This is a genomic window from Syntrophales bacterium (assembly GCA_023229765.1).
In the GTDB taxonomy this organism is placed as follows: Bacteria; Desulfobacterota; Syntrophia; order Syntrophales; family UBA5619; genus DYTH01.
Map to the genome: position 1 here is coordinate 55,442 of JALNYO010000012.1, position 17,894 is coordinate 73,335.

Below are 17,894 nucleotides of genomic sequence, written 5' to 3' on the forward strand. Positions count from 1 at the left end.
TACCTCTTTTCGATTAATCCCTCTTGGGGAGGGGTTAATCGTCTTCACGGCCTGGAAAGGCTTAATTCAATCAGGCGTGAGTTAGCTCGCCTGTGTTGCGAATTACTATCTGGAACGCGTAGTAGCTGCGTGCTCTATCTCCAGCTCTCTACCTTCCTATTAAAGGGAGATTTGATTAGATGGAATTCAAATATAATGTGAGGGATTTGCGGTTTATTCTGAAGGAATGGCTTCCCATGGAGGAAGTTATGGCCTGTGACCGTTTCAGGGACAACTACGGTCTGGACGATGTCGATATGTACCTGAACGAGGGGTACAAGGTGGCGCGCGGGGTGGTCAGTCCGATCAATGCCGAGGGGGACAAGATCGGCGCCATCTTTAAGGACGGCGTGGTAACGGCCCCCTCGGGGTACCGTGAGGTGTACAAGTTCCTCCAGGAAAACGGCTGGGGGTCCACCAGCGAGTGCGTCGAGATGGAAGGCGGGCTGCCTTTGACCCTCTACAAGGCCATCTTCGAGATGAATACGGCGGCCTGCCCCGCCGTCATGTCGTATATCAAGCTGACGAGCGGCGTGGCGAACCTCCTCATCGAGTTTGGTGAAGAAAAAGACAAGGCCCTGTTTCTGCCCAAGCTCCTCAGCGGCGACTGGCTGGGGACCATGTGTATTACCGAACCGAATGCTGGTTCCGACGTGGGGGATTCCACGACGAAGGCCTTTCCGACGGATGATCCCGCGATTTGGAAGATCAAGGGCTCTAAGATGTTCATCACCGGCGGGGACGCGGGCATCTGCGAAAACACGATTCATATGGTACTGGCGCGGCCCGAGGGGGGAGCTCCGGGATCGGCGGGCCTCGGCCTGTACATTGTTCCCAAGTTCCGGGTGAATGAGGATCAGTCACTGGGCGAGTTCAACGATGTGATAACGATCGGGATCGAGCACAAGATGGGACTGAAAGCCCAGGCGACGGCGCTCCTCAATTTCGGCGAGAACGACGATTGCTGCGGTATCAGGATGGGCCCCATGCCCGACGAGAAGGGACAGTCCATGGGGCTGGCCATGATGTTCAAAATGATGAACGAATCCCGGATCGGCACCGGGCACAATTCCAACGCGCAGGCCGCGGCGGCCTACTCTTTCGCCTCCTGGTACGCCACGGAACGTATACAGGGCCGGCCTTTCGGCGAGGCTAAGGCCGAACGGGTCTCCATCATCAAACATGAGGACATCAGGCGGATGCTCCTGGATATGAAGGCCGTCACCGAGGGCGTCAGGGCCATGACCTTCAAGGGCTTCTACTATCTCGATATAGCCGGAAACTCGGCTGACAAGGAAAAGGCCAAAGACTACGCCTATCTGGCAGCGATTCTGACCCCGCTGGTCAAGGGCTACGGAAGCGAGACGAGCCTCGGCGTGATAGCTGAGGCGATGCAGGTGCTGGGCGGCGTCGGATACACCACCGAATATCCCATCGAACAATCGATGCGCGATTCGAAGGTCCTGACTATATGGGAAGGGACCACCTTCATCCACGGGACAGACCTAGTGTGTCGGAAGATGAGGATGGAGGGAGGCGCCCCCTTTACCAGTTGGATGTCCACCATCAAGAACTTTATCGATGCCAAGGGGGACATACCCGGTTTCGCCGCAGAGATGGGAAGGCTTCGGAAGGCCTATGACTGTCTCGGGGAGATACGTGCCCTCTACGATACGTGGTATGAGAACATGGATGAAAAGAAACAGTTCATTCCCCTCAACGCGGTCCGGGCTATGACGGTGTGCGGGCAGCTTCAGGTGGCCCAATGCCTGCTTGAACAGGCCGTGATCGCCGCAGAAAAGCTTGCAGACCTCCCCGCGGACCATTTCGACCGGTCTTTCTACGAAGGAAAGGTGGCTAGCGCCAGGTACTATACTAATCAGATACTGCCCGCTACATTTATGCTTACGGAGATGATCAAGAGCGAGGACCGGATCTGCCTGGACTGTCCGGAGGACGCCCTCGTTGTCAACTAGGCCACGTGCTTGGGCGCCTGTTTTTTGATAAACTCTAAAAATTCCACATAAGGAGTCGTTGAGCATGAAGGAGATTTTTCTTGTTGATGGTGTCAGAACCGCCGTAGCGCGGGCGGGAAAACAATCCTGGTTCACCAATATCCGGGCCGATGACCTTGCGGCTAAGGTTATCAACGAATTGATTAGGAGGTCCGGGCTGGAAGGCAAGAAGGATCAGATCGATGATGTGATCCTGGGCGGAACTGCCCTTATAAATGACATGAGTTCCAACATTGGTCGCTATGCGACCATCATGGCAGGCCTTCCTTACAGTGTCCCGGGGTGTACGGTGGACCGTTTTTGTTCTTCGGGGCTTCAGACGATTGCAAACGCCGTTGCGGCCATCAATATGGGATGGATGGATCTGATTATCGCAGGCGGCGTGCAGCACATGACCCACATCCCCATGGGAACGGGGTCGTCCCCCAATCCCCGGCTCGGGGAATTCTGCGACCCCCGCATGGTGTCTATGGGCTACACGGCGGAAATGGTGGCCCGGGACTTCAATATTACCAGGGAGAAGCAGGATCGGATGGCCGTGGAAAGCCATGCCAAGGCCCACAAGGCAACGATCGAGGGACTCTTCAAGGAAGAGATCCTTCCCATCGAAGCGGATGTCCCCACAAAGGACGGCGGCACGGCGCGGATGGTTGTCGAGCGGGATCAGGGTATCAGGTCGGAGACGACTCTGGAGACCCTCGCAGCCCTCCCCACGGTATTCATCGATGACGAGAAGGCGACCGTGACGGCCGGAAATTCCAGTCAGGTCAATGATGCCGCCGCCTGTGTCCTGGTAGCCAGCAGGGAAAAGTGTGATGAGCTGGGGCTGAAACCGAAGTTGAGGCTCGTCGATTTTGCCGTTGTCGGTGTTGATCCCAAGTATATGGGGATCGGCCCCTCCGTCGCAATCCCGAAGGTCTTGGAACATGCCGGGATGACGATGGACCAGATCGGTCTTTGGGAGATAAACGAGGCCTTTGCTTCTCAGGCCGTCTACTGCACGGAGAAACTCGGAATCCGCGACCACGAGCTGCTCAATCCGCGGGGAAGCGGCATTTCACTGGGGCATCCCCTGGGATGCACGGGGACCAGAATCGCCGTCACCCTCATGCACGAGATGTCCTACTATGGAGTCCGGTACGCCGTTGAGAGTATGTGTATCGGCCACGGCCAAGGGGCCGCGGCGATCTGGGAGTGGATTGGATAGCGGGGTGGGGCGAGCTGGGGCGCAAGACGGGCATCTGCCGGTATCGCTACGATGAGGAGGGAAAGAAGCTGTAACAGGCGTACCTTCCGGAATAGCGCTATTGTTTTGCCTCGGACGCGGGGCCCTGTTTACGGATAGAGACGGAGTTTTTACAGGAGAGGAGAGAGTGCCTATGAGCGAACAGGTTGTGGGCTATGTCATCGAAAATGAGATTGCCGTCATAACGATCAACAATCCCCCCATGAATTCCCTGATCGTTCCGGTCAGGGAACAGCTTTCGGCAATCATGAGGGAACTTGCCGAAAAGCTGGATGAGATCAAGGTTGTTATCCTGACGGGTACGGGGAAGGCCTTCGTCGCCGGCGCCGATATCAAGTCCTTTCCGGAACTAACACAGGAAAAGGCAAAGGCCCGGTTGCAGGCAACACGCCCACTCTACCAGCAGATGGAAGATTTTGTGCGGCCCGTAATCTGCGCCGTCAACGGATATTGCCTGGGGGGTGGACTGGAGCTTGCCATGAGCTGTGATATCCGAATCGCTTCGTCGAATGCCCAGTTCGGACAGCCGGAGATCAATCTCGGCATCATCCCAGGGGGTGGAGGAACCCAGCGTCTCCCCCGGCTCGTGGGGGCCGGTATCGCCAAGGAACTGATCTATACGGGAAAGTTCATCAGCGCGGAGCGGGCCGCGGTCATCGGTCTCGTTAACGCCGTGGTGGAACCGGAGAAGCTGATAGATGAAGCGAAAGAGATGGCGGCGCTCATTGGGAGCAAACCCGTCCTTGCTGTGAGGGCTGCCAAGGAGGTGATCAATCACGGACTCAACATGACCCTCCACGAAGGGCTCGATCTTGAGGTCTTGCATTGGAGTTACCTCTGCGGGACCGAAGACCAAAAGGAGGGTGCTGTGGCCTTTCTTGAAAAACGCAAACCGAAATTCATCGGAAGATAGGGACGGTAAACAGAGTATTACAGAAGAATAATGAAAGGGGATTATCAAGATGGAAATACGAAAAATCATGGTTGTCGGTTCGGGCTTTATGGGCTCCGGGGTCGCGCAGGTTGCCGTAGAGGCCGGATATGATGTTGTCCTGAACGATACCACGAAGGAACTGGCCGAGCGGGGGGTGCAGACCGTCTCGAACAATCTGAACCGCCAGGTCAAGAAGGGGAAGATCAGCGAGGAAGACAAGGCTGCCCTTCTGACCAGGATATCCGTCAGCACGAACCTGGAAGATGCAGCCGGCGTTGATTTTGTAGTGGAGGCCGCCTTTGAGGATTTCGGGGTCAAGAAGGGCATCTTTGAGAAGCTTGACGCCGTCTGCCGTCCCATGGTGATCCTTGCGACCAACACCTCGTCCATCCCAATCACAAAACTTGCTGCGGTGACACAACGCCCAGATCGGTTTATCGGCATGCATTTTTTCAGCCCCGTTCCGGTCATGCGTTTGGTTGAAGTCATCCCCGCTTTGAAGACCTCCGAGCACTCGATCAAGACGACCGAGGAGATCGCGGCGAAAATGAAAAAAGAAACGGTCCGCGTGAAGGATGTACCAGGCTTCCTGGTCAATCGTGTCAATGCAGCCTTCAGGGCAGAATGCTATAAATGCCTACTGGAAGGGGTTGCCAGTCTTGAAGACATCGACAAGGCGATCAAACTCGGCCTCAATCATCCCATGGGGCCCTTTGAGTTGGGCGATTTTGTTGGTGTCGAGATCGGATATAATGTATTTAAGACCCTCTACGAGGGGTATAAAGATCCGAAATTCGCCCCCTCTCTGATCCTGGAAAAGCTCGTCATCAGCGGAGATTTCGGAAGGAAGACGGGAAAGGGATGGTATGACTATACCTCGGGAGAGAAGAAACCCCGTACGGACATCGAATTTTAATGCCGGCGGCCCAAGGCTTGGTCAGGTTGAAGACAAAGACAAATGACACAGTCCCACAATTCTCGCAGGTTCCGCAGTTCCAAGCGGAAAGTCGGTACTGTGAGACGGTGAGGAGGTTGGTGGTAAGCGATCACAGGGTTGAACATTTGCCGTACTATCTCGACGAATTCGTTTTCCGTTTCAATCGGCGAGCGTCTAATCATCGTGGCTGCTCTTTTTTAGGCTTCTCCAGAATTCCGTGCTATGCGGGCACTTTCCTTACAAGAATATTGTCAAACATGTCCGAGGCCCAAAATCGATGAAACACAATATATAGAGGTTGGCTTAGTCAATTGGATACCCCATTTAATCCTATATGTTAACAAAGTTCTTGACCATAAATCATCCGGAAGTCGGGATTTAAAGTATCTTGCCTATCTGGATGATCGTTTTGTTGCCTGTCTTGGATGGGGCTCCGCTTCATGGAAGGTGGCCTGTCGGGACAGATTCATTGGCTGGGACACATCCGGGAGGAAGAAGAACCTCTCCAAGGTGGTCAACAACGTCCGCTTCCTGATTTTGCCGTGGGTTCAGGTGGAACATCTGGTTTCCAAGATTTTGGTGGCCAACATCAAAAGGATAGCCACTGATTGGCATTCTCTCTGCGACCGTTTCCGGGACAAATATTCCCTTGACGATGTCGATATGTACCTGAATGAAGGGTATAAAATAGCCAGGGAGATTGTGAACCCGATAAATGCCGAGGGCGATAAAATTGGGGCAGCGTTCAAGGACGGAGTGGTCGTTTCCCCGCCCGGCTACCGCGAGGCTTACAAATATTTGCAGGAAAACGGCTGGGGATCGAGCAGTGAATGCGCTGATCTGGAAGGCAGCATGCCGCTTACGCTTTACAAGGCGATCTTCGAAATGAATTCAGCGGCATGTCCGGCGCTTATGTCTTATATCAAACTGACCAGCGGCGCCGCCAATCTGCTTATCAAGTTTGCCGGGGAAAAGGATAAAAAGCTGTTTCTGCCCAAATTGCTGAGCGGCGATTGGCAGGGCACGATGTGCATTACCGAGCCGAACGCCGGGTCGGATGTGGGCGATTCGATAACAAGGGCAATTCCAACCGACGATCCGATGATTTACAAAATTCAGGGAACGAAGATGTTCATCACCGGCGGCGATGCCGGGATATGCGAAAACACTATCCACATGGTTTTAGCGCGGCCGGAAGGAGGAGCCCCGGGGTCGGCGGGGCTGGGATTGTACATCGTGCCGAAATTCCGAATTAACGAAGATCGGTCGCTTTGCAAATTCAACGATGTCGTCACCGTCGGGATCGAGCACAAGATGGGATTGAGGGCCCAGGCAACGGCGCTGCTGAATTTCGGCGAGAATGACGACTGCTATGGGATAAGGGTTGGCGCCGCTCCCGATGAAAAGGGCCGTTCGAAGGGATTGGCGATGATGTTCAATATGATGAACGAATCGCGCATCGGCACGGGGCATAATTCCAACTGCCAGGCGGCTGCTGCATATTCATTTGCCTCCCGGTATGCTACGGAGAGAATTCAGGGGCGGCTTTTCGGCGATGCAGAGGGGGAGCGGGTTCCAATAATCCGGCATGAGGATATCCGCCGGATGCTGCTCGATATGAAGGCAATTACCGAGGGAGTTCGGGCGATGATTTTCAAGGGTTTTTACTATCTTGATATTGCCGAACATTCGGCGGACCGGCAGAAGGGCGGCAAATATGCGGATATGGCGGCAATTTTGACGCCGTTGATCAAGGGCTACGGCAGCGAGGCAACCCTCGGAGTCATTGCGGAGGCGATGCAGGTTATGGGAGGGGTTGGCTATACCAGCGAATATCCGATCGAACAGTACCTGCGTGATTCGAAAATCCTGACGATCTGGGAGGGAACGACCTTTATCCACGGCAATGATCTTGTCGGACGAAAAATGAGGATGAACGGAGGCGCTTCTTTCTCCGACTGGATGTCCGATATCAATGATTTCGCAGATTCCCATGCGGGAGATTCCCGCTTTGCCCAAGAGATGAAAATGCTTAAAAAGGGATGCGAATGCCTTGGGGGTATAAAGGGCAGCTACGATCTCTGGTATGGGAACATGGGTGAAAAGAAACAATTTATTCCCCTGAACGCGGTGAAAGCGCTTATGGTATGCGCGCAGGTGCAGGCAGCCGAGTGTCTGCTTGAGCAGGCACTCATAGCTGCCGGCCGGCTCGACGAATTGCCGGAAGGTCATTTCGACCGTTCTTTTTATGAGGGGAAAATAGCCAGCGCCAGGTACTATGCCAGGCAGGTATTGCCGGCAGTTTTCACCCTTTACGACAGCATAAAAAGCGAGGGCCGGACGTGCCTGGATTGTCCGGAGGAGGCGCTGGTTGTCGGATAAGAGATGAACCCATTTTCAGGAGGTAAATTATGAGTGTGGAATATGAAAACAGGGGAGATGTTGCACTTATAACCATGAATAATCCGCCGGTTAACGGACTCGGGCATTCAACCAGAAGCGGGATTGTGGAAGGGCTTCGAAAGGCGCTCGCCGATGATGCTGTCCGGGCGATTGTCATCACGGGGGCGGGGAAGGCCTTTTCCGGCGGGGCGGACATACGGGAATTCAACAAACCGGAGAGCTATGCCGAACCAAACCTGTTGCAGGTTATCGAGGAGCTTGAGAAGGCCGACAAACCGGTTGTGGCGGCGGTTCACTCGGTGGCAATGGGCGGCGGTCTTGAACTTGCCTTGGGGTGTCACTACCGGGTAGCGGCGCCGGGCGCTCAGATCGCCTTCCCCGAGGTAAAGCTGGGTATCCTTCCCGGCGCGGGAGGAACACAGCGGATGCCGCGAGCGGTCGGCGTCGAAAAAGCGCTGGCGATGATTGTCTCCGGCGACACGATTCTTTCCGATCAGCTTGCCGATACGAAGTTATTCGACCGGATGATCGCCGGAGAGATTGTGGCCGGGGCTGTGGAATTTGCAAAAGCTATCGCTGCGGTTCGTCCTTTGCCGAAACTTTCGGAGCAAACAATAGATTTTCCCCAGTTTGATGAATTTTTCCAGAAGGCCCGTGATGAGGTCCGAAAAAAGTCCGGGCACTTTCCCGCGCCGCTGAAGTGCGTCGAGTGCGTGGCTGCGGCGGTAAGGTCGTCGTTTAACGAGGGCATGAATCTGGAGCGGGACACCTTTATTGAGCTTGTCGAGACGACGGAGAGCAAGGCCCTGCGCCACTATTTCTTCAGCGAGCGAATGGCGGCGAAGATTCCCGATGTGCCGGAAGGCACCCATAGACGAGTCGTAAAGAAAGCGGCAGTAATCGGCGCCGGGACGATGGGCGGAGGGATTGCCATGAATTTCGCCAATGCGGGGATTCCCGTTGCCGTGCTTGAGGCAAACAGGGAACTTCTGGACAGGGGCCTGGGTGCAATAAAGCGGAATTACGAGAATTCTCTTAAGAAAGGAAAGCTTACGCCGGAGAAGCTTGAGGAGCGGATGAATCTTATCCAGGGGACTCTTGCTTACGAGGAAGTCAAGGATGCCGATATTGTCATCGAAGCGGTATTCGAGGATATTGCGGTCAAAGAAGCGGTGTTCCGCAAACTTGACGACGTCATGAAACCAGGCGCCATTCTTGCGTCCAATACCTCCACGCTCGATATCAACAGGATTGCCGCTTTTACCAAGCGCCCCGAGGATGTGATCGGCACCCATTTTTTCAGCCCGGCCCATGTGATGAAACTGCTGGAAATTGTACGGGGAGCGAAAACCTCCGGGGAGGTTCTGGCCACGACTATGACTCTTGCCAGGAAGATCAGAAAAATAGGTGTTGTTTCCGGGGTATGCGACGGTTTTATCGGCAACAGGATGATCGAGCAGTATGGACGTCAGGCGGGTTTTCTGCTGGAGGAGGGCTGTTTGCCCGAACAGATAGACAAAGCAATGGAGGAGTTCGGATTTGCGATGGGGCCGTTTCGGATGAGCGATCTTGCCGGCAACGATGTCGCCTGGTACATCCGCAAGCGCCGTTATGTCGAGCGTCCGGAGATAGTTTACTCGAAGGCGGCGGACATTCTGTGCGAGAAGGGTCGTTTCGGTCAGAAGACCGGCGCGGGCTGGTACGATTACCGGCCCGGCGACCGCAAGCCGTATCCGTCGTCGTGGGTGCAGGAGATGATAATCGCCCATTCCCGCGAGATCGGAGTAGAGCGGCGCATGATCGGCGACGTGGAGATCGTCGAGCGGCTGGTGTATGCGCTTGTGAACGAGGCAGCGTACATCCTCGCCGAAGGAGTAGCCCAGCGGGCTTCGGACATCGACGTCGTCTATCTGATGGGGTACGGTTTCCCCATGCACCGGGGCGGTCCGATGTTCTATGCGGACACGGTCGGTTTGCCAAACGTGCTCAGGGCAATGGAAAAATATGCCGGTGGTCGGTATGGCGAGTTATGGAAGCCTGCCCCGCTTCTGATGAAGCTTGCAGCCGAGGGCAAGATGTTTACGTAAGAGCGAAGCACCGGACTGATCATGGATATTTAATTTTAGGGTGAACTATATGGATATACGGAAAATGATGGTTGTCGGTTCCGGGTTTATGGGAGCGGGGATTGCCCAGGTTGCAAGGCAGGCGGGATACGATGTTGTTCTGAACGATACATCGCCGGAACTTGCCGGACGCGGGGTGATGACGGTAGCAAATAATCTGGGCCGTCTAATTGCCATGGGAAAACTCGATGAAGAAAAGAAGAGCGCGCTATTGGCAGGGATAACGACGAGTGTTCATCTGGAGGATGCCGCCGGGGTTGATTTTGTGGTTGAGGCGGCCTTCGAGAATTTTGATGTCAAGAAGGGAATTTTTGCAGCGCTCGACGCCGTTTGCCGACCCGAGGTAATTTTCGCGACAAACGCCTCCTCTATATCAATTACAAAGCTGGCATCAGCGGTAAAACGCCCCGACCGGTTTATCGGCATGCATTTTTTCAGTCCCGTGCCGGTTATGGAGCTTGTGGAAATCATCAGCGGGCTGAAGACATCTGCCGCAACCGTGGAGACTATCATGGGGATCGTAAAGAGGATGGGCAAGGAGGGTGTCCGGGTAAAGGATGTCCCCGGATTTCTGGTCAACCGGATCAACAGCGCCCTGCGCAATGAGGCCTATAATTGCATGACGGAAGGGGTTGCCAGTATCGAGGATATCGACAAGGCCCTGAAGCTTGCCCTTAAACATCCGCTGGGGCCCTTCGAACTGGCCGATTTTGTCGGTCTTGACGTCGGCTTGGCTGTGGCCAGGACGTTGCACGATGGTTACAAGGATGTCAAGTGGCGGCCAAACCTGACCCTTGAAAAACTCGTTCAGAGCGGCGATCTGGGAAGAAAAACCGGCAAGGGCTGGTATGATTACACATCAGGTGAGAAAAAACCGCGAAATGATGTGGATTTTTAAGGATTGAGGTTTATGAGATGCAGGATGTCGTAATCGTTGACATGGCCAGAAGCGCCATCGGCAGACACGGCGGGACGATAAAGGATGTTCCGTTTATGGACCTGCTGGGGCAGACGGCAAAGGCAATTGTGGAGAGAAACGCCGCAAGGATAAAACCGGAGGCCTATGATTATGTAATCATGGGGCATGTAAAGCAAAGCACGATTGCCGCGAATACGGCGCGCAATCTGGTCTTTGCAATCGGACTTCCCGAGGAAACGCCGGCCTTTACCGACACCATTGCCTGTGCCTCGGGAATGCTTTCGATAATCGAGGGGTACGAGTTCATCAAAAATGGTTTTGCCGACGTTATCCTGGCGGGAGGCGTGGAATGGATGAGCGGGGGGGAGTTTTTTCTCTCCGATGCGGCCAACCAGGCCTTTGGCAACGGAGAAGTAAAACTGCTCGATTCCATTACGGCAGGGGGACCGGGAGCGGCCCCGGTGGAGCGGTACGGTCATATCCCGATGGGGATAACCGCGGAAAATCTCGTTGAACTCCACAATATATCGCGCGCCGAACAGGACCTTTTTTCCCTGCGCAGCCAGAGGCTGGCGGTTGCGGCGATAGACCGGGGGGACTTCAGGGCCGAAATCGTCCCGGTGCGGTATAAAAAATCGGAAGGAAGCGAGGGCGTCTTTGCTGTTGACGAATTTCCGCGCCGGGATGTGACGCTCGAAGGTTTGTCAAAGCTCAAGCCTGTTTTCAAAAAAGACGGTACGGTGACGGCGGGAAGCTCCTCCGGAAGAAACGACGGGGCGGCGGTTGCCATTATAATGTCAGCTAAAAAGGCCAGGGAACTCGGCGTGACGCCAAGGGCGCGGATAGTTGCCTGCGGGGTTGCCGGGGTTGATCCGCGCATTATGGGTAGGGGCCCCGTTCCGGCGACGGCGATTGCCCTGAAGAAGGCCGGGCTGGAATTTACCGATCTGGATATAGTGGAGCTCAACGAGGCGTTTGCCGGTCAGAGCCTCGCCGTAATGAGGGAATGGAAAAATGTGTACGGTGTAAATGACGAGTGGTTTGATAAAAAGGTGAACCTCTGGGGCGGCGCGATCGCCCTAGGCCACCCGCTGGGCGCCAGCGGCTGCATAATTACGACGAAGCTGCTTTACGGCCTGGAGAGAAACGATGGCCGCTATGGGCTTGCCACCCTCTGCTGCGCGGGAGGGATCGGCGGAGCGCTGATTATCGAGCGTCAGAGAGAAAAAAGGCAGGAAGGAGATGTCTATTGAAGGAGGTGTTTTTTGTAAGCGCGCAAAGAAGCCCGATCGGAAAATATCTTGGTTCCCTGAAGACTGTCCGGGTTCAGGATTTGGCGGCGCTGACGATGAAGGCCGTGGTGGAAGAGGCGAGGTTGGATTCCGGGGTGCTCGACATGTGCATTTACAGCCAGTCCCTGCAGAGCAGTCTGCCGGCGAATGTCGGCCGGCACGCCTGGACGCTGGCCGGTCTGAGTGAAGAGCCGGCAGGCTACACCCTCAACACCCTTTGCGCGGGCGCCCTGCAGACAATGATCAGCGGGTTCAACAAGCTTGTCGGGGATGAATACAGCGGGGTGCTCGTGGGTGGCGTTGATAGTTACAGCATGGCGCAGTATTACATTTTTCACCCCCGCTACCGGATATGGCCGGGGGAGCTTTGTTTTCATGATCCGAAAACAGAGGTTGAGACGAACGCCCAGCCTCGGGAAAAATATGGGGAACTGACGGCGGTGGCTCTTGCCGACGAGATTGCCAAGCGCTGTGGATTGGACAGAAAAAATCTGGATATGCATGTTTTGCAGGATCGCCAGAAGCGCCTCGCGGCGCTTGCCGCCGGAGAAATTTCCGCAGAGATAGCGCCGGCGACGGTAAAGCATAAGGGCAAAGAGGATTCTGTAACCGCTGATGATCCTCCTGAGAGGGCCACCCTTAAGGAGCTGTCAGGGTTGCCGCCCGTAAGAGAGAGCGGCTATGCGACGAGGGCGAGTCTTGCGCCTTGGGCTGATGCAGCGGCGTCACTTGTCATGCTGTCGGCGGACAGGACAGAGGAACTGGGATGCAAGCCCTTGGCGAGAATGGCCGGTTTCGGGGTTGCGGCGGGCAGTCCCCTCTTGCTGGAGAAGACGACTGTTCGTTCGATAAACAAGGCGCTTGCTATGTGTAATATATGCCTTGAAGATATTGATTTCTTTGACATTCATTCCCCGTCTGCGGCATACGCCCTTGCCGTGGAAAATACGCTGGGCGAAGCGGTTTCGGGCAGGATAAACGTGGACGGAAGCAGCCTTTCCTTTGGTCATCCCGGGGCGGCGACCGGGGGTGTTATGGCCGTTCGCCTGATCAGCAGATTAAGGGCGCAAAGGGGTCGGCGGGGGCTGATAAATGTCGGAGCCCTTGGCGGTCAGTCGCTTTCCGTCGTTATTGAAAGTGTATAAAAACTGTCTTTTGAGGTAATTGCAAAACTCCCAACGCTGTCATTCCCGCGACGCTTCTGGGCGGGAATCCAGTTTTTAACTATTTGAAATCATGGATGCCCGACAAAAGCATTCGGGCATGACATGGAGTTTTGCAATTGCCTATTTTGATTAACATTTTTACCCCCGGCGCAAGAGTTGAAGCCGCCGATATTTATATTTTAAAAAGCGGATGATTGTGCTATGAGAACGGGCAAAGCAAAACCTTGTTGGATTTAGTGACTGGGTCTGCTGTTCTTCTTCCGGGCAACTTTTATGCAACATGCTTAAAGTATAAGGCATGTTAGCAGAAGTTTCTCTTTGAGAAATCGCCCCGCAGGGCGCGGGTCGTTAATAAATCGTAGAAAAGGAGATTGAAAATGGACTTTGGATTATCGGAAGAGCTGGTTATGTTAAGGGATACGGTGCGGTCTTTCGCCGCGGAGAAGATCGCTCCGTTTGCGGATGAGTGGGATGCAAATCACTATTTCCCTTACAAGGAAGTGATCAAGCCGATGGGGGATATGGGGCTTTTCGGCACGGTTATCCCGGAGGAGTACGGCGGCAACAACATGGGCTGGGTGGCGGCGATGATTATTACGGAAGAGATTGCCCGTGCGTCGAGTTCGTTGCGTGTCCAGATAAACATGCAGGAGCTGGGCTGCGCCTTTACCATTTACCGCTACGGCTCGGAGGAACTCAAAAAGAAGTACATCAATAAGCTTGTGACGGCCGAAACGCTGGGGGCGTTTGCCATTACCGAGCCGCAGGCGGGCTCCGACGTCATGGCGATCAGGTCAACGGCGGAGGACAAGGGTGATCACTGGCTCCTCAACGGCACGAAAACCTGGATCTCGAACGCGACAATCGGTGGAGTGAATATCTTCTATGCATATACTGATCGGGCCGCGAAGGGCAGGGGATTGTCGGCCTTTGTTCTCGAACTGGACAATTTCAACGATATAACCGTGACCGATCTGGACAAGCTGGGGTCGCGTTCCTCGCCTACCGGGGAGATCATTCTGGAAAATACCCGGGTGCCGAAGGAAAACATCCTGGGACAGCCGGGAGACGGCGCCAAGATTGTCTTCAGCTCTCTGGCTCAATCGCGGCTTTCGGCGGCGGCAGGGGGAATAGGGTTGGCTCAGGCCTGCCTCGATGTAATTACGAAATACGCCATGGAAAGAGAGCAGTTCGGTCAGCCGATTGGCAATTTTCAGATGAATCAGGATATGATCGCGCAGCTTGTCGCCGAGACGGAAGCAGCCCGTTATATGGTTTATCGAGCGGCCTGGCAGAAGGATCAGGGCGACTTAAACAACAATCAGGAAGTGGCCCTGGCAAAATATCTGTCCGGAGAACTTGCCTACAAGGCGTCGCAGTACGCGATGCGGATTCTCGGCGCCTATGGATATTCCACGGAGTATCCCGTTGCCCGTTATTATCGCGATGCGCCAACCTATGCCATGGTGGAGGGTTCGGCCAATGTCTGCAAGTTCATCCTGGCTCAGGATCAACTGGGAATCCGCAAGGCAAACCGCTGATTTTGCATGCATTTCAGTTGCTTGAGGAAAAAGGTGCCGACGAGGCCAGGCTCTATTCAGGGTTAAAATAAGATTCAGTTTCTTGGGAGGAAAGATAATAATGAGACCATATTTCGAAAAAATGGACGATTTCGGCAAACCTCTTCGTCCGGCGCAGATAGACAGAATGAAGGAAAGTGCGGCGCAGGCCGAGGCGGTTATGGCAAAAATCGATGAAGAAGCCGAGCGGATTAAGAACTACGGTCTGCCGGTGGAAAAGGTTCATCAGCGCGGGGAGATGACGATATGGGAGCGTATAGATTATATCGTTGACCCGGGGACCTTCTGCCCGCTGCATACGATTTTTGATCCGGGCCATGAGACCTCGGGAAGCACGAATATAGTCGATGGCCTGGCGAGAATTTCCGGAAAATGGTGTGTTCTGGTCGGGTTCAACAACAAATGGATGGCGGGGGCATGGATCGCCGGGCAGTCGGATAACATGCTCCTTGTGACCGATCTTGCCAAGAACCTGAACCTGCCCTTGGTCTGGCTGGTGAACTGCTCCGGCGTGAATTTGCCGGAACAGGAAAAGGTTTACGCGGGCCGCCGCGGCGGGGGAACAACCTTTTTCCGCCATGCGGAATTGGAGCAGATGGGGATACCGGTACTGGCGGGGATTTATGGGACGAACCCGGCGGGAGGAGGCTACCAGGGCATCAGCCCGACGATTTTGCTCGCCCACAAGAATGCCAATATCGCCGTCGGGGGTGGGGGAATCGTCAGCGGGATGAGCCCGAAAGGTTCCTTTGACGAAGAGGGCGCGGAGGCGCTGATCGAGGCGACGAGGCACTTCAAGGAGGAGCCGCCGGGAAGCGCCAAGATTCATTACGATGAGACAGGGTTTTTTACCGCCGTTTTCGATAAGGAGACCGAGGTTCTTGATGCCCTCAAGGGGTACATGGCGGAAATGCCTGCCTATAATCCCCGCTTTTTTCAGGTCGCTCCCCCTGCCGAACCGAAGTTCAAGCCGGAGGAGATTTCCTCGATTGTTCCCATGAACCAGAAATCCGGTTACGATTTTGACAATGTTCTCGCGCGCCTGGTCGATAATTCCGAGAATCTGGAGTTTCGCCCCGGTTATGGCCCGGAGGTTTATACGGGATTGGTCAAGGTGGATGGATTCCTGCTCGGGGTGATCGGCAACCGGCAGGGCCTGATCCCGAATTATCCCGAATACACAAACCAGTATATCGGTGTCGGCGGCAAGCTCTACCGTCAGGGGCTGATCAAGATGAATGAGTTTGTAACCCAGTGCGGCCGGGATCGTGTTCCGATAGTCTGGTTCCAGGACACGTCGGGGATCGATGTCGGGGATACGGCGGAAAAGGCGGAATTGCTGGGACTGGGGCAGTCGCTGAACTATTCCATAGAACAGACTGAGGTGCCGATGCTGCTGGTTGTGCTCCGCAAGGGTACGGCGGCGGCCCATTACGTTATGGGGGGGCCGACGGGTAACAATAACAACGCCTTTACACTGGGCGTTCCGTCAACGGAAATCGATGTCATGCACGGAGAGACCGCTGCCGCGGCGAGCTATGCCCGCCGGCTGGTAAAGGAAAAAGACGCCGGTCGTCCGCTGGGGCCGGTGATCGACAAGATGAACGAGATGGTCAAACATTATGAAGAAACATCCCGGCCTTTTTACTGCGCCAAAGCCGGGTTCGTTGACGAGGTGGTGCGCTTCGGGGAGCTTCGCCGCTACATGGTGGCCTTTGCCAACGGGGTTTACCAGAATCCGCGTTCCATTTGTCCGCGTCACCACATGATGTTGCCGCGGCTGATCAGAGCTCAGGTTGTCAAGGGGCTTCCCCGACCGGTCTGATTTATTATTTCCCATCCTCACCTTTTCCCCCTCCTTTACCGGAGGGGGAAAAACAATATTAAGAATTGGGCTTGATTCGCAGGGGACCGATAAAGGGGAGACTGTATGGATAATGTAACGTTTGGGATTACGATGCTGGTCTGCGGAATGGGGGGAACGATCGTTGTTCTCTGGCTCATGAGTCTGGTGATGGCTCTTCTGGGGAAACTGTTTCCGGAAAAACCCGTGAAAAAGGAGGCTTAGGCGATGGTGGACGCGATTATGAGTGGGCTGGGCGGCCTCACCGTCGGATTTCAGATGCTTGCCGTCGATTGGCGCAATACCGTCATGATTCTGGCAGGCTTTGTCTTGCTGTATCTGGGGATTAAAAAGGACTGCGAGCCGCTGCTTTTGGTCCCGATCGGATTTGGCTGCATTCTGGTCAATATTCCCCTTTCCGATGTTATGAGCCAGGAAGGGTTTATCAGGTCTTTGTACAATGCCGGAATCGCGACGGAACTCTTTCCGCTTCTGATCTTCATTGGCATTGGGGCGATGACTGATTTCGGTCCTGTGCTTGCCCAGCCTTCGACCTTTCTGCTGGGCGCCGCCGGGCAGTTCGGGATTTTTCTGACGCTGCTTCTGGCGTTGGCGCTCGGATTTCCGCAATTAGATGCGGTTGCAATCGGGATTATCGGCGCCTGCGACGGGCCGACGGCTATTTATGTCACTTCAAAATACGCCCCGCACCTGCTGGGCGCCGTATCCGTCGCGGCTTATTCGTACATGTCGCTGGTGCCGATTCTGCAACCGCCGATCATGAGACTGCTTACTACCAAAAAAGAGCGGGAAATAGTTATGAAGTCCGTTGCCAAGCCGGTCTCCAAGACGACAAAAATGCTCTTCCCTCTCGTTATAACGATCCTGGGCGGCATTATCGCCCCCAAGGGGTTGCCACTGCTCGGGACGATCATGCTTGGCAACCTGATGCGGGAATCCGGAGTGGTAAGCCGTCTTACCAAGGCCTCGGAGAATGAAATAGCCAATATCGTAACGCTTTTCCTCGGTCTCACGATCGGTGCGACAATGGTCGGCAGCGCCTTCATCAGAACAGAGACACTAATCATTCTGGCGCTCGGATTTTTGGCAATTTGCCTCGACACGGTGTGCGGCGTACTGTTCGGCAAGCTGATGAGCGTTGCAACGGGAGGAAAGGTCAATCCCCTGATTGGGGCGGCCGGCATCTCCGCGTTTCCGATGGCCGCGCGCGTTGTCCAGCGCGAAGGCGCCAAGTGGAATAAAAAGAGTTACCTCCTGATGCACGCGATGGGCGCCAACGCCGGCGGTCAGATTGGTTCGGTTGTTGCCGCGGCGGTAATGCTTTCAGTTCTTGCGGGGATGGGAATCATCCACTGAACCGTCAGGAGAGATTT

Annotated in this window: 13 protein-coding genes and 1 pseudogene; all 14 read left to right on the top strand. The window is 54.8% G+C overall.

The annotated features are described in order from the left end of the window. The first annotated feature begins 179 nt into the window (after positions 1 to 179). The 14 genes and pseudogenes from M0P74_08480 to M0P74_08545 all read left to right on the top strand — a co-directional run bounded on the left by M0P74_08480 (position 180) and on the right by M0P74_08545 (position 17,877). Entirely contained in the window at positions 180 to 2,015 is a 1,836-nt protein-coding gene (locus M0P74_08480) for an acyl-CoA dehydrogenase (protein ID MCK9363619.1), read from the top strand. A gap of 64 nt (positions 2,016 to 2,079) precedes the next feature. After that, entirely contained in the window at positions 2,080 to 3,261 is a 1,182-nt protein-coding gene (locus M0P74_08485; GenBank protein ID MCK9363620.1) for a thiolase family protein, read from the top strand. Between the two features lie 172 nt (positions 3,262 to 3,433). Further along, positions 3,434 to 4,213: an enoyl-CoA hydratase-related protein gene (locus tag M0P74_08490; GenBank protein MCK9363621.1), complete on the top strand. Its 780-nt coding sequence runs from the start codon at positions 3,434 to 3,436 to the stop codon at positions 4,211 to 4,213. A 49-nt stretch (positions 4,214 to 4,262) separates the two neighbouring features. Continuing rightward, positions 4,263 to 5,150: a 3-hydroxyacyl-CoA dehydrogenase family protein gene (locus M0P74_08495; GenBank protein ID MCK9363622.1), complete on the top strand. Its 888-nt coding sequence runs from the start codon at positions 4,263 to 4,265 to the stop codon at positions 5,148 to 5,150. A 134-nt stretch (positions 5,151 to 5,284) separates the two neighbouring features. After that, positions 5,285 to 5,466 (top strand): annotated as a pseudogene (locus M0P74_08500) (IS1595 family transposase). Next, positions 5,394 to 7,553 carry a DUF4338 domain-containing protein gene (locus M0P74_08505; protein MCK9363623.1) on the top strand — a complete coding sequence of 720 codons (2,160 nt, stop codon included), beginning with the start codon at positions 5,394 to 5,396 and terminating at the stop codon, positions 7,551 to 7,553. Before M0P74_08500 ends, M0P74_08505 begins: the two are co-directional and overlap by 73 nt. 29 nt (positions 7,554 to 7,582) lie before the next feature. Further along, entirely contained in the window at positions 7,583 to 9,661 is a 2,079-nt protein-coding gene (locus M0P74_08510) for a 3-hydroxyacyl-CoA dehydrogenase NAD-binding domain-containing protein (protein ID MCK9363624.1), read from the top strand. A gap of 49 nt (positions 9,662 to 9,710) precedes the next feature. Further along, positions 9,711 to 10,598, top strand: a complete 888-nt coding sequence (locus M0P74_08515; protein ID MCK9363625.1) for a 3-hydroxyacyl-CoA dehydrogenase NAD-binding domain-containing protein — start codon at positions 9,711 to 9,713, stop codon at positions 10,596 to 10,598. A 17-nt stretch (positions 10,599 to 10,615) separates the two neighbouring features. Continuing rightward, on the top strand, positions 10,616 to 11,872 hold the full coding sequence (locus M0P74_08520) for a thiolase family protein (GenBank protein ID MCK9363626.1): 1,257 nt from the start codon (positions 10,616 to 10,618) through the stop codon (positions 11,870 to 11,872). A gap of 5 nt (positions 11,873 to 11,877) precedes the next feature. Further along, complete coding sequence (locus tag M0P74_08525; GenBank protein ID MCK9363627.1) at positions 11,878 to 13,056, top strand: thiolase family protein; 1,179 nt, start codon at positions 11,878 to 11,880, stop codon at positions 13,054 to 13,056. Positions 13,057 to 13,454: 398 nt separating this feature from the next. Beyond that, complete coding sequence (locus tag M0P74_08530) at positions 13,455 to 14,618, top strand: acyl-CoA dehydrogenase family protein (GenBank protein MCK9363628.1); 1,164 nt, start codon at positions 13,455 to 13,457, stop codon at positions 14,616 to 14,618. A gap of 100 nt (positions 14,619 to 14,718) precedes the next feature. Then, positions 14,719 to 16,482, top strand: a complete 1,764-nt coding sequence (locus tag M0P74_08535) for a glutaconyl-CoA decarboxylase subunit alpha (protein MCK9363629.1) — start codon at positions 14,719 to 14,721, stop codon at positions 16,480 to 16,482. A 105-nt stretch (positions 16,483 to 16,587) separates the two neighbouring features. After that, a complete protein-coding gene (locus M0P74_08540) occupies positions 16,588 to 16,725 on the top strand; it encodes a hypothetical protein (GenBank protein MCK9363630.1) in 138 nt (45 codons plus the stop codon). Between the two features lie 3 nt (positions 16,726 to 16,728). Continuing rightward, positions 16,729 to 17,877 (top strand): sodium ion-translocating decarboxylase subunit beta, encoded by a 1,149-nt coding sequence (locus M0P74_08545; GenBank protein ID MCK9363631.1) that lies wholly within the window; start codon positions 16,729 to 16,731, stop codon positions 17,875 to 17,877. Positions 17,878 to 17,894: the final 17 nt, after the last annotated feature.